Consider the following 16,907-nt stretch of genomic DNA (forward strand, 5'->3'; position numbering starts at 1 on the left):
TTCCGTGGGTGCCTGGACCGTTGGTGATGCCCAGGAGGGGGAGTGCTCGAACTTGCAACCGCCCTGCCAATTCCAGGACCGGATTCCTATGCGGTCATGTCCCGTCTGCGCAGGCAGGCCAGTCCCGCTGTCGTCAGGGCCGCCGCGATCGCCGTGAGGACCAGGACCGGTGTCCAGGTCATGGTGCCGCCCGGCAGCTTCGGGAGATGACCGAAGGGGGAGAGGTCCATGACGGCCTGGGGGATCTTCAAGGCGGGGCCGATCCAGCCGAGGAGAAGGGCGAGGCCGGCAGCGGCCCAGGCGCCGCGGGCGACCCGGGGCGAGAGTCCGTAGAGCAGGACCGCGAGACCGCCCACGGTCCAGACCGCCGGGACCTGGACCAGACTGGCGCCGAGGACGGCGCCGAATGCGGAGCCGTAGCCGAGAGCGAGGCCGAGTCCCCCGAGCAGCATGATGAGAACCGTGCCGCCGAAGGCGGGGACGAGATGGCCGCCGGCCCAGCGCAGCCGGCCGACGGCGGTCGCGAGCAGGGGCTCGGCGCGCTGAGAGGTCTCCTCGCCGTGCAGCCGCAGTACGGAGGAGACGATGTACAGGGCGGCGACCATGCCCAGCATGCCGACCATGGCGGCGAGGAACGCGTCGGTGATCCCGGCCTGTCCGCCCATCCGCTCGACGATCTCGCGGGTCTTGGCGTTCCCGCCGACCAGGTCCGCGGCGCCCTTCGTGATGGCTCCGAACGCGGCGCCCGCCGCGAGGAAGCCGAGGCTCCAGCCGAGCACCGCACCCCGCTGGAGCCGCCAGGCCAGTGCTCCGGCCGAGCCGAGCCGACCGGTCGCGGGTCCGGGACGGGTCGGCAGGAAGCTCATGCCGACATCGCGCCGGCCGGCCAGTACGTAGGCGGTGGCACCCTGCGCGGCCACGGCCGCGACGAACAGCAGCAGGACCCACCAGCGTTCGTCCGCGTAGGCGCGTACGTTCTCCAGCCAGCCCACCGGCGAGATCCAGGTCAGCACCGACGATCCGTCGTCGGTCGCGGAGTCGCCGGCCGCCCTCAGGACGAAGGCGGCGCCGATCAGACCGCCCGTCAGTCCCTTGGCGAGCCGGGCGCTCTCCGTCAGCTGGGCGGCGATCGCCGCCATGGTCGCGAAGACCATTCCGGTTCCGCCGATCGCGAGCCCCAGCGCCAGCGCCCCGGAAGCGCCCTGTCCGGCGAGGCCGCCCGTGACGAGAAGGGCGAGGACGCCGTTGGCGACGAGGGCCGCGAGCAGGGCGGCCGTCAGCGGGGCCCGTCGCCCGACCATCGCGGCGGAGACGAGTTCCTGACGCCCGCTCTCCTCCTCGTCCCGGGTGTGCCGTACGACGATGGTCAGGCTCATGATGGCGGCGAGGACACCCGCGTAGGCCCCGATGCGCCAGGCGGTGAGTCCGCCGAGCGAGTCGCTGAACACCGGTCCGTAGGTGGCACGCAGGGAGTTGTTGGCGAGCATCTGCCGTGCCAGGGAAGCGCGTTCGGCCGGGGTGCTGTACACGCTCTTCAGCGAGGCCGGCAGGGAGAGCACCATCAGGGCGGTCACGCCGATCCACAGCGGTGTCGTGACGCGGTCGCGGCGCAGCGCGAAGCGCAGCAGGGTTCCGGTGCCGGCCAGGGGGCGGGAGCCGCCGACGCGGGCGGTGGAGGGGCCGGCGGCCGAGGTGGTCGTGGCGGTCATCGGGTCACCGTCTCCTCGGATCCGTCCGCGTGCCCGTCGTGCTCCTGGGTGTCCCCGGCCCTGACGCCGTCCTCCTGGTAGTGCCGCAGGAACAGCTCCTCCAGGGTCGGCGGGGTCGAGGTGAGGGACCGTACGCCGGAGTCGGTCAGTGACTTCAGTACGGCGTTCAGCTGGTCGGTGTCGACGTGGAACCGGACCCGGCAGCTGACCCCGTCGTGCCGGAACCCGGCTTCCTGGACGTCGAGTTCGTGGACTCCGGGCAGGGACGCCAGTCCGTTCGGCGGGCCGGTGAGCTCCGCGGTGACGCTGGTACGGGTGAGGTGGCGCAGGTCCGCGAGGGTGCCGCTCTCGACGGTCCGGCCCTTGCGGATGATGCTGACGCGGTCGCAGAGTTCCTCGACCTCGCTCAGGATGTGCGAGGACAGCAGGATCGTGCGGCCGCGGTCGCGTTCCTCCCGGACACACTTCTGGAAGACCTCTTCCATCAGCGGGTCGAGGCCCGAGGTCGGCTCGTCCAGGATGAGGACGTCGACGTCCGAGGCGAAGGCGGCGACGAGGGCGACCTTCTGACGGTTGCCCTTCGAGTAGGTGCGGCCCTTCTTGGTGGGGTCGAGTTCGAAGCGCTCGATCAGGTCGGCGCGCCGCGCCGGGTCGAGGCCGCCGGTCCGTCCGCCGCCCTGTCCACCGCGCCGGGCGCGGCCTCCGCCGTGCAGCCTCCCGTACAGGTCGATGACCTCGCCGCCGGAGAGGTTGCGCCACAGGGTGACGTCGCCGGGGACGTAGGCGACCCGGCGGTGCAGTTCGACCGCGTCCGCCCAGGGGTCCATGTCCAGCATCCGGGCGGTGCCCGAGTCGGCACGGAGCAGGCCCAGCAGGACCCGGATGGTGGTGGATTTCCCGGAGCCGTTGGGGCCGAGGAAGCCGTGCACCTCGCCGGCCCCGACCTCAAGGTCCAGGCCGTCGAGTGCGTGCGTCCTGCCGAACGACTTGTGCAGTCCGGCGACGCTGATTGCCTTCGTCATGGCCCGAACGTACGCTTCCTTCAGAAGTTTGTGAAGTTAAGGAAACGTATAAACCCTGGATACACTCGACGGCGATGCGTGAGCAGGGGAGATGATCGGCAGATGGCGGAACCGAGTGCGGCGGAACGGGACCCGGAGGCGGTCTCGCAGTTCGTCGAGGGCTTCGCGGCCCAGCTCGTCGAGGCGGGGATGCAGCGGATGCCCGCACGTGTCTTCGCCGCGCTGCTGGCCTCCGACTCCGGGGCCATGACCTCCGCAGAACTCGGCGAGCAGCTCCAGGTCAGCCCTGCGGCCGTGTCCGGCGCGGTGCGCTATCTCGCGCAGCAGCACATGGTCGCGCGCGAGCGTGAACCCGGTTCGCGGCGTGAGCGGTACCGCGTGCACAGCAACCAGTGGTACGAGGCCCTGACCAACCGTGACGCGGTGCTCAAGCGGTGGGAACTCGCCCTGCGGGCCGGTGTCGACTCCCTCGGCTCCGCGACGCCCGCGGGCCGGCGGCTCTCCGAGACCCTCGCGTTCTTCGAGTTCGTCGAGGGGGAGATCGCGGCGATGATGGAGCACTGGCGAGCGCACCGCGAGCAGTTGTTCGGCGACGGCGCCTGACCAGGGGACTCCGGCAGCGCATCCCCGGCAGCCCGGGCGCCGCAACGGGAGCGGTTGGCCGACGACGATGCCTGACGGGGGGGGCGAGCCCAACAGCGCCCCCGGTAGCCCGGGCATCCCGGACGCCTCGCCCGCCCAGGCGCCCCGCCCCCCGGGTGGAGCATCCCTTGGTGGACTGCCGCCCAACGCGCGTGACCAGGGCTCCCGGCAGCGCGCGCCCGGAAGCCCGCCCATCCAGATGCCCCGCCCCCCGGATGGACCACCCCCGACGCGTCGGACTGCTCGCGCCACCTGCGGTGCCGTCGGCCCGGCCCCGGCCCGGGGCGTCCAGAACCGAGCCCTGGCCCGGCCCCGGCGCGCCCAGAGGCCCGGGGCCCCCTATCCGCGGTGCCCGGCCCTTCAGGGCCACGTCAGGGGGCAGGGCGGGGGTGTTGTCATGTCGTGGCCGGCAGGGTCAGGCCCCAGGCCGATTCCCTCACCGTCCAGGTCCGGGTCCGGACAGGGCCGCTCACCACGGAGTCCGCGCCGTAGCGGAAGTCCGCGCCGGAGACGGTGACCTTGTGGCCCAGCAGCCGCAGGGGCGAGGGCGCGGCCCCCGGGGACACCGCGCGGACCTCGATCTCGGCACCGGTTCCCGAGCCGCCCGGTGTCACGGACACGGCCTCCACGGGCTGGTCCAGGTCCACGACGCACACGCCGTCGACCTCGATCCGCAGCCGGGAGGGCCCCGTCGGGGGCGCGGCGAGCCGGGACGGCCGGGAGGCGAGGGTCCGTACGAGCGACTGGCACGTACGCAGCCACGGATGCCCGCCGGCCTCCTCCCCCGGCAGGTCGGCGAACGCGGTCGCGGTGGGCCGGGAGGGCAGCGCGGGCAGCGAGGGGATGCGCAGTGCGCCGAGCACCACGCCGTCACTGTCGTCGACGAGCAGGTCGAGCCGTCGTTCGGCCCCGTCGAGGACCGCCCTGGCCGCCGCGACGGCCCCCATCGGCACCCCGAGCGACCGGGACAGCGACAGCGCACCCCCGACCGGTACGAAGGACAGTGCGCAGGCGGCGAGTTCCCGCCGCCGGTGCAGCAGGGACACCGCCCGCAGCAGGGCGCCGTCGTCGCCGATGACCACGGGTCTGCGGGCACCCCGTCGGATCAGTGCCCGAGCGAATTCCTCGGGCCCCTCCGGGAGGCACACTTTCGTCGCCGCACCCGCGCTGAGCACGTCTTTCGCGATCCGGACGGACTCGCCGTCCGTCCGTCGGGCGACCGGGTCGATGACCACCAGGAGCTGGTCGGAAGCCGCCACCTCGGTCCTGCCTCGCTTCCTCGGGTAGCATCTTTCTGCAAGAGCCCCTTGCGCCTTTGCGCCAGGGGCTTCGTCTATTCCGGGGCATCCGGTCCGACGGTCGCGGCCAATGGTGGTCGCCGGTGTACGCAGTCGCAGCCAGATCCGGCCGCGTACGCCCCGACTTTGGACATGCCCCGCCCGGAAGGGGTGTACGCCTGTGCCCGCACTTGTGCTGCTCGGTGCTCAGTGGGGTGACGAGGGCAAGGGAAAGGCCACCGACCTGCTCGGTGGATCCGTGGACTATGTGGTGCGCTACCAGGGCGGCAACAACGCCGGCCACACGGTAGTCGTGGGCGACCAGAAATACGCCCTCCACCTCCTCCCTTCCGGAATCCTCACGCCGGAGTGCACTCCGGTGATCGGAAACGGAGTCGTCGTCGACCCGTCCGTCCTGTTCTCCGAGCTGAACGGGCTCAACGAGCGCGGCGTCGACACCTCCAAGCTGCTGATCAGCGGAAACGCTCACATCATCACGCCTTACAACGTCACTGTCGACAAGGTGACGGAACGCTTCCTCGGAAAGCGGAAGATCGGCACCACCGGGCGCGGGATCGGTCCGACATACGCGGACAAGATCAACCGCGTGGGCATCCGCATCCAGGACCTCTACGACGAGTCGATCCTCACCCAGAAGGTCGAAGCGGCTCTCGAGGTCAAGAACCAGCTGCTCACCAAGCTCTACAACCGGCGCGCCATCGAGGCGGGCCAGGTCGTCGAGGAGCTGCTGGGCTACGCGGACCGGCTCAAGCCGTACGTCGCGGACACCGTCCTGATCCTCAACCAGGCGCTGGAGCAGGACAAGGTCGTGCTCTTCGAGGGCGGCCAGGGCACGCTGCTGGACATCGACCACGGCACGTATCCGTTCGTGACGTCGTCGAACCCGACCGCGGGCGGCGCCTGCACGGGTGCCGGTGTCGGCCCGACCAAGATCAGCCGGGTCATCGGCATCCTCAAGGCGTACACGACCCGGGTGGGTTCGGGTCCGTTCCCGACCGAGCTGTTCGACGCGGACGGCGAGGCGCTGCGGCGCATCGGACACGAGCGTGGTGTGACGACCGGCCGTGACCGGCGCTGCGGCTGGTTCGACGCGGTCATCGCCCGCTACGCGACCCGCGTGAACGGGCTGACCGACTTCTTCCTCACCAAGCTGGACGTCCTGACCGGCTGGGAGGAGATCCCGGTCTGCGTGGCGTACGAGATCGACGGCAAGCGCGTCGAGGAACTCCCGTACTCCCAGACCGACTTCCACCACGCGAAGCCGATCTACGAGACCCTGCCCGGCTGGTCGGAGGACATCACCAAGGCGAAGACCTTCGGTGACCTTCCGAAGAACGCGCAGGCCTACGTGAAGGCGCTGGAGGAGATGTCGGGCGCCCCGATCTCCGCGATCGGCGTCGGACCGGGCCGCGACGAGACGATCGAGATCAACTCGTTCATCTAGGGTCCGTCCGGCAGTTCCACGCGTGCGCCCCCGGCCGTCGGCCGGGGGCGCACGCGTATGCCGGTGAAGGCGGGTGTGCGGCACGGGAGTCGGGGGCGCGGTGCGAGCGGTCGACGACCGCGGCGGCACAAAGGTGTGTGCCAACGGGGTGAATCGGGGTGAACACGGTTCGACATCCCGGTCTCCGGCGTCCGGTGGAGCCGTGAACTGACCTTTTATTGACCGGGAGATGGGCTTCTCCTGGTTTTCGAGGGGCAAGCGGGCGACCACGCTCTACGCGTGTAGTTCCGCACGGCACGCACGGCACGTCCCCCTGCCCCGACACCCCAGTCCCAGGAGCCCGTATGCCCGTCAATCCCCTGAACCGCCGGGAGTTCGTCAAGACGTCGGCCGTCACCGGCGCGGCCGTGGCCGTCGGCGGCGCCGCACTGACGACGCCCGCGCAGGCGGCGGACCGCAAGCCGCCCAAGAAGCCGCGGACGTGGTCGTTCTCGATCCTGGGCACCACCGACCTGCACAGCCACGTCTTCGACTGGGACTACTACAAGGACGCCGCCTACTCCGACACCAAGGGCAACTCCGTCGGCGTCGCCAAGGTCGCCACGCTCATCAAGCAGCAGCGCGCCGCCAAGGGCGAGGACCGCGTGCTCCTCGTCGACGCCGGCGACATCATCCAGGGCACCTCGCTCGGCTACTACTTCGCGCGGGTCGACCCGATCACCGGGGCGAAGGGCAAGAAGGGCCCCAAGCACCCGATGGCCGTGGCGATGAACCTCATGCGCTACGACGCCGCCGCGCTCGGCAACCACGAGTTCAACTACGGCATCGAGACGCTGCGCAAGTTCGAGAGCCAGTGCGACTTCCCGCTGCTCGCCGCGAACGCGCTGGACGCCAAGACGCTGCGGCCCGCGTTCCAGCCGTACACCGTGAAGCACATCCGTGTGCCCGGGGCCCCCGACATCAAGGTCGGCATCATGGGCCTGACCAACCCCGGCATCGCGCTGTGGGACAAGGACAACGTCAACGGCAGGATGGTCTTCCCGGGCCTGGTCGAGCAGGCGAAGAAGTACGTGCCCCGGCTGCGTGCGCTCGGCTGCGACGTCGTCTTCCTGACCGACCACTCGGGCCTCGACGGCTCGTCGTCGTGGGGTGACGCGCTGCCGTACGTGGAGAATGCCTCGAACCTGGTCGCCGAGCAGGTGCCCGGCATCGACGCGATCCTGGTCGGCCACACCCACGTGGAGGTCCCCTCCTACACGGTGAAGAACGCGGAGACCGGCGAGGACGTCCTGCTCTCGGAGCCCTACTGCTGGGGCTACCGGCTGAGCGTCTTCGACTTCGAGATGGAGCTGGAGCACGGCCGCTGGAAGGTCGTCGGCAAGACCGCGCAGACCCTCAACCCCGCCGCGGTGGACGAGGACCCGCAGATCAAGAAGCACCTGGAAGCCGACCACGAGCTCGTCGTGAAGTACGTCAACACGGCGGTCGGCACCTGCACCGAGGACCTCTCGGCCGCGGAGTCCTGCTGGAAGGACGTCCCGGTCATGGACTTCATCCACGAGGTCCAGACGGAAGCCGTGAAGGCGGGCCTGTCCACCGCGGACGCGGCGCTGCCGCTGATCTCGGTCGCCGCGCCCTTCAGCCGCACCGCGGACATCCCGGCGGGCAGCGTCACCATCAAGGACATCGCCGGGCTGTACATCTACGACAACACGCTCTACGGCAAGAAGCTGACGGGCGCCCAGCTCAAGGACTACCTGGAGTACGCGGCGAAGTACTACCACCAGGTGCCGGCCGGCACGGCCGTGGACACCGCCACCCTCACCAACGCCAACAGCTTCTGGGACTACATGTACGACACCGCGGCGGGCGTCGACTACGAGATCGACATCGCCGCGGCCGAGGGCTCGCGGATCAAGAACCTCACCCACAACGGCGCGGCCGTCGCCGACGACCAGGTCTTCGTCGTCGCGGTCAACAATTACCGCGCCAACGGCGGTTCGGGCTACCCGCACATCGCGGCCGCGGAGACCGCCTTCAGCGCCCCGGACCAGGTCCGCGACCTGATGATCGCCTACGTCATCGCCAAGGGAGCCCTGAACCCGGCCGACTTCGCGGCCGTCAACTGGAAGCTGACCCAGGGCGGCACGCCGGTCTTCTGACCCGCCCGCTCGACGCGCCACCCCTGACCGGCACGGCCCGGACCTCACTGGAGAGAGTGACGTCCGGGCCGCCGCCGTGAGGAGGTCGTCCGTGGGGGGAACAGCCTGAAAGCGCACGTGCGGGTGCTTCTGCGTGCGTCGGCCGACGGACTAGGAGACTGCGATGCGCGTGATGCTCAGGGCGACCATGGACACGGAGAAGGCGAATGAGCTGATCCGGAGCGGAAAGCTCCCGCAACTGATGCAGCGGACGATGGAGCGGCTCAAGCCGGAGGCGTCCTACTTCACGACCCACGAGGGCAGCCGCGCCTGCTACATGGTCTTCGACCTGGAGGACACCAGCCAGATCCCGGTGATCGCCGAGCCGTTCTTCATGGAACTCGGCGCCAAGATCGATCTCGCGCCCGTCATGAACCCCGAGGACCTCCACAAGGGCCTGTCGCAGCTGGGCTGACATCCGGGCGCACGGCGTCTCCGGGTGCGGGGCCGGACAAGAGGGCCCGCAGCCGGAGACGCCGGGAGCGCGGATCAGCTGAAGACGATCATGGAGCCCTGGGCGAGGCTCCGGGTCGCCGCCGCGTGCAGACCGAGCCACACATGGCGCTCGCGGGCGAAGGGGCTGGAGTCGTAGGGCGCGGGAGCCGCGGGCTCCTCCAGCTCCGTCGGGGCGCTCGGAGGCAGCGGCGGAGCCGGGGGGTTGGCCGGGTCGATGCCGATGGAGGGCGCCACGAACTCGAGTTCGCGCAGGAGAACCTGCGAGGAGCCCAAGGGGCCGCCGCCCGCGAGGAGTTCGTCGTTGGCGAGCGGGTGGGGGAACTCCACGGGGACGTAGGCGCCCGCGTGGTCGTAGTGCCAGACCAGATGGGACTGCTGGGCGTTCGTCTCGAACATCTCCAGCAACTGCTCGTAGTCGCCGCCGAGTTCGTCGACCGGCGCCACCGCGAGCCCGCACATCTGGAGCAGGTAGGCGCGGCGCAGGAAGTGCAGCGCGTCGTAGTCGAAGCCGGCTACCGGGGCCACGTCGCCCGACAGGCCCGGCATGTACGCGTACACCGGCACCGGGGGAAGCCCGGCCTCGGCGAGCACCTTGTCGTAGAGCGCCAGTTCCTCGGCGAAGGGGTTGTCGGGGGTGTGGCACAGCACGTCGACGAGCGGGACCAACCACAGGTCACAGGCCAACAGACGGCTCCTCTTGCTCCTTGGGGTGCAGGGTGGTCAGGGCAGCGTAATGCGCGTGGCGGTCCTGTGAAGAGGCCGGTACACAAGTACGTCCCCCGAGGGACCGGGGTTGTCCGTCCCCGGGGTCGCGCCCCCATCCCCTCGATCGCCCGCGGAGGGCGTCCTCAAACGCGGGACCGGCGGGCCGCCGCCCCGGGCAGTGGCTCAGGGTGCGTCGAGGCGCTCGATCAGGGTGAGGGCGTGCTCGTTGTACGCCGTCACGATCGCCCGTGCCCCGTCGGCGTCGCGGCGGGCGAGGGCGTCCACCAACTGGGTGTGGCCGGACCACAGATGGCCCTTGAGGTCCGAGACGTGGCGCAGGTGCTGGACCGTGCAGACCCAGGACTGGACCCGCATCCGGTGCAGGAAGTCGGCCAGGTAGGTGTTGCCGAACAGGTTGCTCAGTTCGCGCCAGTAACGGAGGTCGTAGCCGATGAGGATGTTCAGGTCACCCGCGGTGGCCGCGCGCTGGGCCTCCTCGCCGCGGCGCCGTACGGCCGCGAGGGCGGCGAGCGCCCCGGGGTCGTCGGCCTGCGGCATCCCGCTGGCCACGAGGTGCTGGAACATGCCCTCCGTGATCAGGCTGCGGGCCTCGATCATGCCGCGGTAGTCGGCGCCGGAGTACTCGTGGACCCGGAAGCCGCGGTGCTGGTCGGCGTCCAGGAGACCTTGGGCCGACAGGTCGACCAGGGCCTCGCGGACCGGGGTCGCGGAGACGCCGTACTGCTCGGCGATCTCCTTCACCGTGAACTCCTGGCCCGGCCGGAGGCGACCCCCGAGCACCTCGTCGCGGAGCGCGTCCGCGATCTGCTGCCGCAGGGTGCTGCGTGTGACGGCGCCGCTGCCGCCGGTCCCGGCCATGGTGGTGTTCTCACTCCCCGTCGCGTCGCTGGGTGCGCGTGTCCGCTCGCGTATCCCGTCGAGCAGGCCACCATACGCCGTGGGGGCCGGCGGCCCGGTGCCCCGGCACCCCCGAAGGGGCGCGGGGTGCCGGGCGGCCGGCCCCCACGGGGGCGCGGACGCGTCCTACGGCCTCACAGCGTGTGCTCGTCCGCCACCGACAGCGCCTCGTCCAGGACCGCCAGACCCTCCTTGGCCTCGGCCTCGGTGATGTTGCACGGCGGGACGACGTGGGTGCGGTTCATGTTGATGAAGGGCCACAGACCACGGGCCTTGGCCGCGGCACCGAACGCGGCCATCGGGGCGTTCGCCTCGCCCGAGGCGTTGTACGGGACCAGCGGCTCCCGGGTCTCGCGGTCCTTCACCAGCTCCAGGGCCCAGAAGACGCCCGTGCCGCGTACCTCGCCGACGCTCGGGTGCCGTTCGGCCAGCGCGCGCAGACCCGGTCCGAGGACGGTCTCGCCGATGGCGGCCGCCTGGCCGACGATCCCCTCGTCCTCCATGACGTTGATCGTCGCGACCGCGGCGGCGCAGGCCAGCGGGTGGCCGGAGTAGGTGAGCCCGCCCGGGTAGGGCCGCCGGGCGAAGGTCTCGGCGATGGCGGAGGAGATCGCCACACCGCCCAGCGGCACATAGCCGGAGTTCACGCCCTTGGCGAAGGTCATCAGGTCCGGCGTCACCTCGTAGTGGTCCGCCGCGAACCACTTGCCGGTGCGGCCGAACCCGGCCATGACCTCGTCCAGGATGAAGACGATCCCGTACCGGTCGCAGATCTCCCGCACTCCGGCGAGGTAGCCGGGCGGCGGCGTCATGATGCCCGCGGTGCCCGGGATCGTCTCCAGGATCAGGGCCGCTATGGTCCCCGGTCCCTCGAAGGCGATCGTGTCCTCCAGGTGCTGGAGCGCTCGCTCGCACTCCTGCCGCTCGCTGTCGGAGTGGAAGGGGCTGCGGTACAGGAACGGCGCCCAGAAGTGGACGACACCGGCCGCGCCGATGTCGTTCGGCCAGCGCCGCGGGTCACCGGTGAGGTTGATCGCCGTGGAGGTGGCCCCGTGGTACGAACGGTAGGCGGAGAGCACCTTGGGACGGCCGGTGTGCAGCCGGGCCATCCGCGTGGCGTTCTCGACGGCCTCCGCGCCGCCGTTGGTGAAGAAGATCTTGTCCAGGTCGCCGGGGGTCCGCTCGGCGATCAGCCGGGCCGCCTCCGAGCGCGCCTCGACGGCGAAGGCGGGTGCGAAGGTGGACAGGGTGGCGGCCTGCTCCTGGATCGCGGCGACGACCTTCGGGTGCTGGTAGCCGATGTTGGTGAAGACGAGCCCGCTGGTGAAGTCCAGATACCGCTTGCCTTCGTAGTCCCAGAAGTACGACCCCTCCGCACCGGCGACGGCGAGCGGGTCGATGAGCTCCTGCGCGGACCAGGAGTGGAACACGTGCGCGCGGTCCGCGGCCTTCACGGCGGCGCCGGCCTGGGGGTTGGGCTGAGGGGTCATGCGGCGAAGCGTAAATGTCCACGGACCGGGCGCGGTATCGGCGTCCTGTCTGCGGTCGGGGGCTTTCCGCGACAGACTGTCGGGCTTGGCCGCGGGTGCGGGGACCGGCGGCACCGGCGCGCACACCGGCGCGTACGGCGCCGCGAGCGCTGGGTGACAGCTGCCGTGCGCTTCCCGGCGGAGGACCTCGTGGACAACGGGGGGAGCCGTTACCAAAACGGCACCAGTCGTGACGGAACCGTAGACACCGCTCGGCACGCCTCCCGCAACGGCGCACTATCCTCGGTCTGTTGCACACATATGGGGGAGGGTGGGCACCGTCATGGAGAAACTGGGGGCAGGGGATCCGCGGCAGATCGGCGTGTACCGACTGCTGGCGAGACTCGGCGCCGGCGGCATGGGCCACGTCTATCTCGCGCGGTCCGACCGGGGACGTACCGTCGCCGTCAAACTCGTCCGGCCGGAACTCGCCGAGCAGGAGGAGTTCCGGGCCCGCTTCCGCCAGGAGGTGCAGGCCGCCCGCCGGGTCGGCGGACTGTGGACCGCGCCCGTCCTGGACGCGGACACCGAGGCCCCGATCCCGTGGGTCGCCACCGGCTACGTCGCCGGTCCCTCGCTCCAGGGTGTCGTCGGGCGGGACCACGGGGCGCTGCCCGAGCGTTCCGTGCGCATCCTCGCCGCGGGCCTCGCGCACGCGCTCCAGGACATCCACGCCGCGGGCCTCATCCACCGCGACCTCAAGCCCTCGAACGTCCTCGTCACCATCGACGGCCCCCGTGTCATCGACTTCGGCATCGCCCGCGCGCTGGAGACGGTGACCGACGGCGGCCTCACCCACACCGGGGCGCTCGTCGGCTCCCCCGGGTTCATGGCCCCCGAGCAGGTGCGCGGCGACCGGGTCACGCCCGCGTGCGACATCTTCTGCCTCGGCTCGGTCCTGTCGTACGCGGCCACCGGCGCCCTTCCGTTCGGCGCGGCCAACAGCGGTGTGCACGCCATGATGTTCCGCATCGCGCAGGAGGACCCCGACCTGACGGGGGTGCCCGAGGGCCTCGCCGACCTGGTGCGGGACTGTCTGCGCAAGGATCCCGGCGCCCGGCCCGGTCTCGACGAGATCCTGGAGCGCACGGGGGCGGAGGACACCGTCGCCGAGGGACGCACCCTCGACCCGTGGCTGCCCGGCTCGCTGGTGGCCCAGCTGGGGCGGCACGCCGTGCAGCTGCTCGACACGGAGAACCCCGACGCGGGACCGCCGCAGCTCCCGCCCGGCGCCGTGGCCCCCGGTGCCGCGCTCGCCCTGCCGCCGGCCCCGGCCGCGGCCCCCGACCTTTCCAAGCCGCCGTCCGGCGCGCCCGCGCCCGCGTCATCGTCCTCCGCCTCCTCGTCCTCGGCTTCCTCCTCGACGCCTTCCGCCTCCTCCTCGGCGCCCGCCGCGTCGGCCGAGGTGTCGTCGGAGCACGCGTCCACGCCCGCCGACGGGGGCGCCACCCCGCCCGCCCCGGGGCAGCCCGGTCCGGTGAACCATCTGCCGACGATGATCGCGGGCTCGGGCGCGACGCCCCCTCCGGCGGCTCCGGCCGGTCCGCACCCCGCCTACGGCTATCCGCAGCAGCACCCGCAGCCCGCGGGGCAGGGCCCGGCACACCCCGCGTACGGCTATCCGCAGGCGGGCTGGGGCACCCAGCCCCCGTACGGCTCGACGCCTCCCTACGGTCCGGGCGTGACGGCCAACCCGTACGGTCCCGGCGGCGCGACCCCGCCCTTCGGACCGACACCTCCGTACGGTCACGGTGTCGCCCCGCTCGGCCCGGAGGCCCCGCACCGCAACAGCAGGTCCACCGCCCTGCTCGTCGCCGTGGCCCTGGTCGTCGCGCTCGGCGCGGGCGGCGGTGTGTTCGCGCTGCTGAACGGCCGGGGGAACGGGGGCGGCACGGACGACCCCAAGGCGTCCAGCACGGCCGCCGGCGGGACGACCCCGGGGCAGAGCGCCTCGCAGGTGCCGACCACCGCCTCCCCGCTGCTGTCCAGTGCCCCGGCGACCCCGGGCGGCACGATCCCGCAGGCGTTCCTCGGCACCTGGGACGCGGTGATCGACAACGACACCGGCCACCACACGCGCCGCATGACGATCCAGCAGGGCGGTGTCGGCGACACGGTGCTCACGATCGTCGCGGACGGCTCGGTCGGCTACCACTGTGTCTTCGAGGCGGCTCTCTCCTCGGCCCCGGGCCCGAGCGGGCCGCTGGAGATCGGCCCCTCCTCGGTCACCGTCGGCGGACCGCCGTCCTGCAAGCCCGGTGACGCCTCCGAGGTCAGCCTCCTGCCGGACGGCCGGCTGCGGCGGGCGAAGACCGGCTCGGCGGCCGAGGCCGAGCTGACCTACACGAAGAGCGGCTGAGCCCCGGGCGGCCGCGCTGCCCGCGGCCGCCGAAGTTCACTCCCCGTATGTGGGCTGTTTCCGGCCAGGGCCGTACGGTGACCGCACCGCAGGGCAGTGCTCGGGGGAGTGGCTCACGTGGAGTGGCTGAGCGCAGAGAACGTCGTGGCCGTCGGGACCGCCGTCATCGGCGTCGTCTCCTCCGCCGTGATGGTCTGGTACGAGCGGAGGGTGCCGCGCCGCAAGACCGTCGGCTACCGCGTCCAGATGGACAACCCCATCGGTGACGGGGTCCGCTCGGGACGCGCGAACGTGCGGCTCGGGCTGTTCGACGAGACGCCCGGCATGTCCGACGCCACCCTCGTGCTGCTGCGGATCGAGAACGACGGCTCGCAGAGCATCGCCGGGGAGGACTACACCAGCCACGAACGGCACGGTCTGACCGCGGTGTTCACCGACCGCACCATCCGCGGTGTGTCCGTGACCCAGCCACCCGGCACCGACCATCTGATGGACCACTTCACCCCGGCCGCCGGGCTCGGCTACGAGAACGGCACGCTGCGCATCCCGCGGGTCCCGCTGAACCGGGGCGAGCACTTCAAGCTGCTCGTCCTGCTGTCGGGCGGCGACGTGGGATGTCCGGTCCGGATCGTCGGCGGCATCCGGGACGGCGAGGTCCGGCCCAACCGCAGTACGACACCGGACGACCAGCCGCCGCTGTTCAGCCGGGCCGCGCGGCTGTTCACCGTGCTGCTGACGGTGTGCGTCGTCACGCTCGCCCTGATCGTCGTCCTGCGCGACGGCACCCCGCCCCCGATCGGCTGCGAGCGGGGCACGCTGGCCGTCACCGGCTCGACCGCCTTCGAGCCGGTGGCCCGCGAACTGGCGCAGAAGTACGAGCACGACTGCCAGGGTTCCACCATCACGGTGGACGCCCACGGCAGCACGGCCGGCGTGCGTGAACTCGACGCGGCGGGGCGCGCGTCGAAGAAGGGGTCTCCGGCGCTGGTCGCGCTCTCCGACGGTCCCAAGCCGGGCGACTTCCCCCGACTGCGGGAGAACCGGATCGCGGTCTCCGTCTTCACGCTGGTCGTCAACGACGCCGTGCCGGTCCGGAACCTGTCGCTGACCGACGTACGGCGGCTGTACCGCGGCGAGATCGGGAACTGGGACCAGCTCGGCGGCCCCGACCTGCCCGTCGTGCTGGTCAGCAGGGACGCCGACTCCGGGACCCGGCAGGTGTTCCAGCGCCGGGTGCTCGGGCGCGGCGAGATCGCCAACTCCTCGCTGGACTGCGTCCACAAGGACGACGCGACGGCGCCGCTCGTGCGCTGCGAACTCGACTCCACCGAGCAGGTGCTGGCCACGGTCGCCCGGCTGCGCGGCGCGATCGGCTACAGCGAGCTCAACGACGCCACCGGCCACAAGGGCCTGCACAGGATCGGCCTGGACGGTCACGCGGCCTCCGTCGAGGACCTGGAGCACGGCACCTCGGACTACCCGTACCGCGAGATCGAGTACGCCTACACCTACGGGCAGCCGCCCGCCGACTCCCTCGCCTCCAGCTTCCTCTCCTACATCGGCCGGGGCAGTGGCCAGGACGTCGTCCGCACCCATGGCCATCTGCCCTGCGGGACACCGGTCGGGCTGAGGATCTGCGGGGCCGGGTGAGACGCCCGAGCCCCTCTAGCGCGGCTCGGGCGGGCGCTGGCGGGGCATGTTCGGGCGCGTGCCGGGCGGCAGCGGTGTGCGGCCGTTCAGCGGCGGGCCTTCGGGCCGGGGCGCTCCCGCCGCCGACTGGATCCCCAGCGGCGCGGGTCCGGTGCGGAACTCCACCATCCAGTCCGCCGTCTCGGTGCGCACCAGCTCGGTGACGTCCTCGGAGAACCTCCGCAGCACGCCGATGCACCGGTCGGCCGCCTCGCTGGCCGTTCCGTCGGCCGGTCCGAGGACCTCCCTGACGCTCTCGGACGCCCAGTCGAACTGAAGTGCCTGAAGCCGCCGCTGTACGGCCTGCGCGGTGGCCACGTCCCTTATCCATCCGGAGGTCACGCCGAAGAACCGGTCGACGGCCGCGCAGGAGACCGCGAGCAGCAGGGCCAGATAGCCCCAGGGAGCGACCCCGCGCAGCGAGCCGGTGAGGTCGAGCAGCGGCAGCGCGGCCCCGGCGACGGCCCCCAGCGAGGCACCGCAGCGCAGCGCCCGCGCCGCCCGCCGTTTCCACACGCGGTCGGAGAGATACCAGGCGGCCGTGTCGAGCGCCCCCTGCTCCACCCATCGGTAGAGCTCGTGGAGCCGCTCGGCGGGTTCCTCCCAGTCGCCGAGCGGAAACGGCCGGCCGAGCAGATCCCCCGGCCGCAGCCCCGCCGCGAACTCGTTCCGCCCGTCCTGGAGCGGCCCCTCCGGCTGCATCTCCGGCTGACTCACCCGGCACTCCCTAGTTGACGACGGTGATGACGGACGACGGTGACGACGGTGACGGCACTGACACTGCGTGACGTCCTGTGACACGTGGTGCATTTGCGCCGCCCCCTTCCTACCGCCCAATGGGTGGCGATGGACCGGGTTTACCGGCTTTTCCGCCCGGAAGAGGGCCTTGATCAGGTATAGGAGCGGCTGTGATGTCACTCGAAAGAGTGCTTGGG

At 71.6% G+C, this 16,907-nt stretch carries 13 protein-coding genes; 6 read left to right on the top strand and 7 right to left on the bottom strand.

The genetic code is table 11. The annotated features are described in order from the left end of the window. Positions 1-86 precede the first annotated feature (86 nt). Together WJM95_RS17180 and WJM95_RS17185 are read right to left on the bottom strand one after the other, a co-directional pair. Positions 87-1,709 (bottom strand): ABC transporter permease, encoded by a 1,623-nt coding sequence (locus WJM95_RS17180; protein ID WP_339130600.1) that lies wholly within the window; start codon positions 1,707-1,709, stop codon positions 87-89. Further along, positions 1,706-2,731 carry an ABC transporter ATP-binding protein gene (locus WJM95_RS17185; protein WP_339130601.1) on the bottom strand — a complete coding sequence of 342 codons (1,026 nt, stop codon included), beginning with the start codon at positions 2,729-2,731 and terminating at the stop codon, positions 1,706-1,708. Before WJM95_RS17185 ends, WJM95_RS17180 begins: the two co-directional genes overlap by 4 nt. A 102-nt stretch (positions 2,732-2,833) precedes the next feature. Between WJM95_RS17185 and WJM95_RS17190 the strand changes: the two genes are divergently transcribed. Then, a complete protein-coding gene (locus WJM95_RS17190) occupies positions 2,834-3,334 on the top strand; it encodes a MarR family transcriptional regulator (protein ID WP_339130602.1) in 501 nt (166 codons plus the stop codon). A 434-nt stretch (positions 3,335-3,768) separates the two neighbouring features. On the opposite strand, the gene WJM95_RS17195 is transcribed toward WJM95_RS17190, so the two are convergent. After that, on the bottom strand, positions 3,769-4,632 hold the full coding sequence (locus tag WJM95_RS17195) for a diacylglycerol kinase family protein (RefSeq protein ID WP_339130603.1): 864 nt from the start codon (positions 4,630-4,632) through the stop codon (positions 3,769-3,771). Positions 4,633-4,831: 199 nt separating this feature from the next. On the opposite strand from WJM95_RS17195, the gene WJM95_RS17200 reads away from it, so the two are divergent. The 3 genes from WJM95_RS17200 to WJM95_RS17210 all read left to right on the top strand — a co-directional run bounded on the left by WJM95_RS17200 (position 4,832) and on the right by WJM95_RS17210 (position 8,731). Beyond that, positions 4,832-6,115, top strand: coding sequence for an adenylosuccinate synthase (locus tag WJM95_RS17200; protein ID WP_339130604.1), 1,284 nt, complete (start codon positions 4,832-4,834; stop codon positions 6,113-6,115). A gap of 344 nt (positions 6,116-6,459) precedes the next feature. Next, positions 6,460-8,277 carry a 5'-nucleotidase C-terminal domain-containing protein gene (locus tag WJM95_RS17205; protein WP_339130605.1) on the top strand — a complete coding sequence of 606 codons (1,818 nt, stop codon included), beginning with the start codon at positions 6,460-6,462 and terminating at the stop codon, positions 8,275-8,277. A 163-nt stretch (positions 8,278-8,440) separates the two neighbouring features. Further along, entirely contained in the window at positions 8,441-8,731 is a 291-nt protein-coding gene (locus WJM95_RS17210; RefSeq protein ID WP_339130606.1) for a DUF3303 family protein, read from the top strand. A gap of 74 nt (positions 8,732-8,805) precedes the next feature. On the opposite strand, the gene WJM95_RS17215 is transcribed toward WJM95_RS17210, so the two are convergent. The 3 genes from WJM95_RS17215 to WJM95_RS17225 form a co-directional block, all read right to left on the bottom strand. Further along, complete coding sequence (locus WJM95_RS17215; protein WP_339130607.1) at positions 8,806-9,456, bottom strand: hypothetical protein; 651 nt, start codon at positions 9,454-9,456, stop codon at positions 8,806-8,808. A gap of 204 nt (positions 9,457-9,660) precedes the next feature. Further along, positions 9,661-10,356: a GntR family transcriptional regulator gene (locus tag WJM95_RS17220; protein ID WP_339130608.1), complete on the bottom strand. Its 696-nt coding sequence runs from the start codon at positions 10,354-10,356 to the stop codon at positions 9,661-9,663. 173 nt (positions 10,357-10,529) lie between these two features. Further along, on the bottom strand, positions 10,530-11,885 hold the full coding sequence (locus WJM95_RS17225) for an aspartate aminotransferase family protein (protein WP_339130609.1): 1,356 nt from the start codon (positions 11,883-11,885) through the stop codon (positions 10,530-10,532). A 322-nt stretch (positions 11,886-12,207) separates the two neighbouring features. Here WJM95_RS17225 and WJM95_RS17230 point away from each other — a divergent pair, with 322 nt between their 5' ends. After that, complete coding sequence (locus WJM95_RS17230) at positions 12,208-14,283, top strand: protein kinase (RefSeq protein WP_339130610.1); 2,076 nt, start codon at positions 12,208-12,210, stop codon at positions 14,281-14,283. 117 nt (positions 14,284-14,400) lie between these two features. After that, the gene (locus WJM95_RS17235; RefSeq protein ID WP_339130611.1) at positions 14,401-15,933 is read left to right on the top strand and encodes a substrate-binding domain-containing protein; all 1,533 of its coding nucleotides are present in this window, start codon (positions 14,401-14,403) and stop codon (positions 15,931-15,933) included. Positions 15,934-15,948: 15 nt separating this feature from the next. Here the strand turns inward: WJM95_RS17235 and WJM95_RS17240 are convergent, their stop codons facing one another. Next, complete coding sequence (locus WJM95_RS17240) at positions 15,949-16,689, bottom strand: SLATT domain-containing protein (protein WP_339130612.1); 741 nt, start codon at positions 16,687-16,689, stop codon at positions 15,949-15,951. Positions 16,690-16,907 lie beyond the last annotated feature (218 nt).

The organism is Streptomyces sp. f51 (genome assembly GCF_037940415.1).
In the GTDB taxonomy this organism is placed as follows: Bacteria; Actinomycetota; Actinomycetes; order Streptomycetales; family Streptomycetaceae; genus Streptomyces.

Bases quoted from the DNA above. Each gene is read 5' to 3' on its own strand.
- WJM95_RS17180 (WP_339130600.1), bottom strand. From the start codon at position 1,709: ATGACCGCCACGACCACCTCGGCCGCCGGCCCCTCCACCGCCCGCGTC.
- WJM95_RS17185 (WP_339130601.1), bottom strand. From the start codon at position 2,731: ATGACGAAGGCAATCAGCGTCGCCGGACTGCACAAGTCGTTCGGCAGG.
- WJM95_RS17190 (WP_339130602.1), top strand. From the start codon at position 2,834: ATGGCGGAACCGAGTGCGGCGGAACGGGACCCGGAGGCGGTCTCGCAG.
- WJM95_RS17205 (WP_339130605.1), top strand. From the start codon at position 6,460: ATGCCCGTCAATCCCCTGAACCGCCGGGAGTTCGTCAAGACGTCGGCC.
- WJM95_RS17210 (WP_339130606.1), top strand. From the start codon at position 8,441: ATGCGCGTGATGCTCAGGGCGACCATGGACACGGAGAAGGCGAATGAG.
- WJM95_RS17220 (WP_339130608.1), bottom strand. From the start codon at position 10,356: ATGGCCGGGACCGGCGGCAGCGGCGCCGTCACACGCAGCACCCTGCGG.
- WJM95_RS17225 (WP_339130609.1), bottom strand. From the start codon at position 11,885: ATGACCCCTCAGCCCAACCCCCAGGCCGGCGCCGCCGTGAAGGCCGCG.
- WJM95_RS17230 (WP_339130610.1), top strand. From the start codon at position 12,208: ATGGAGAAACTGGGGGCAGGGGATCCGCGGCAGATCGGCGTGTACCGA.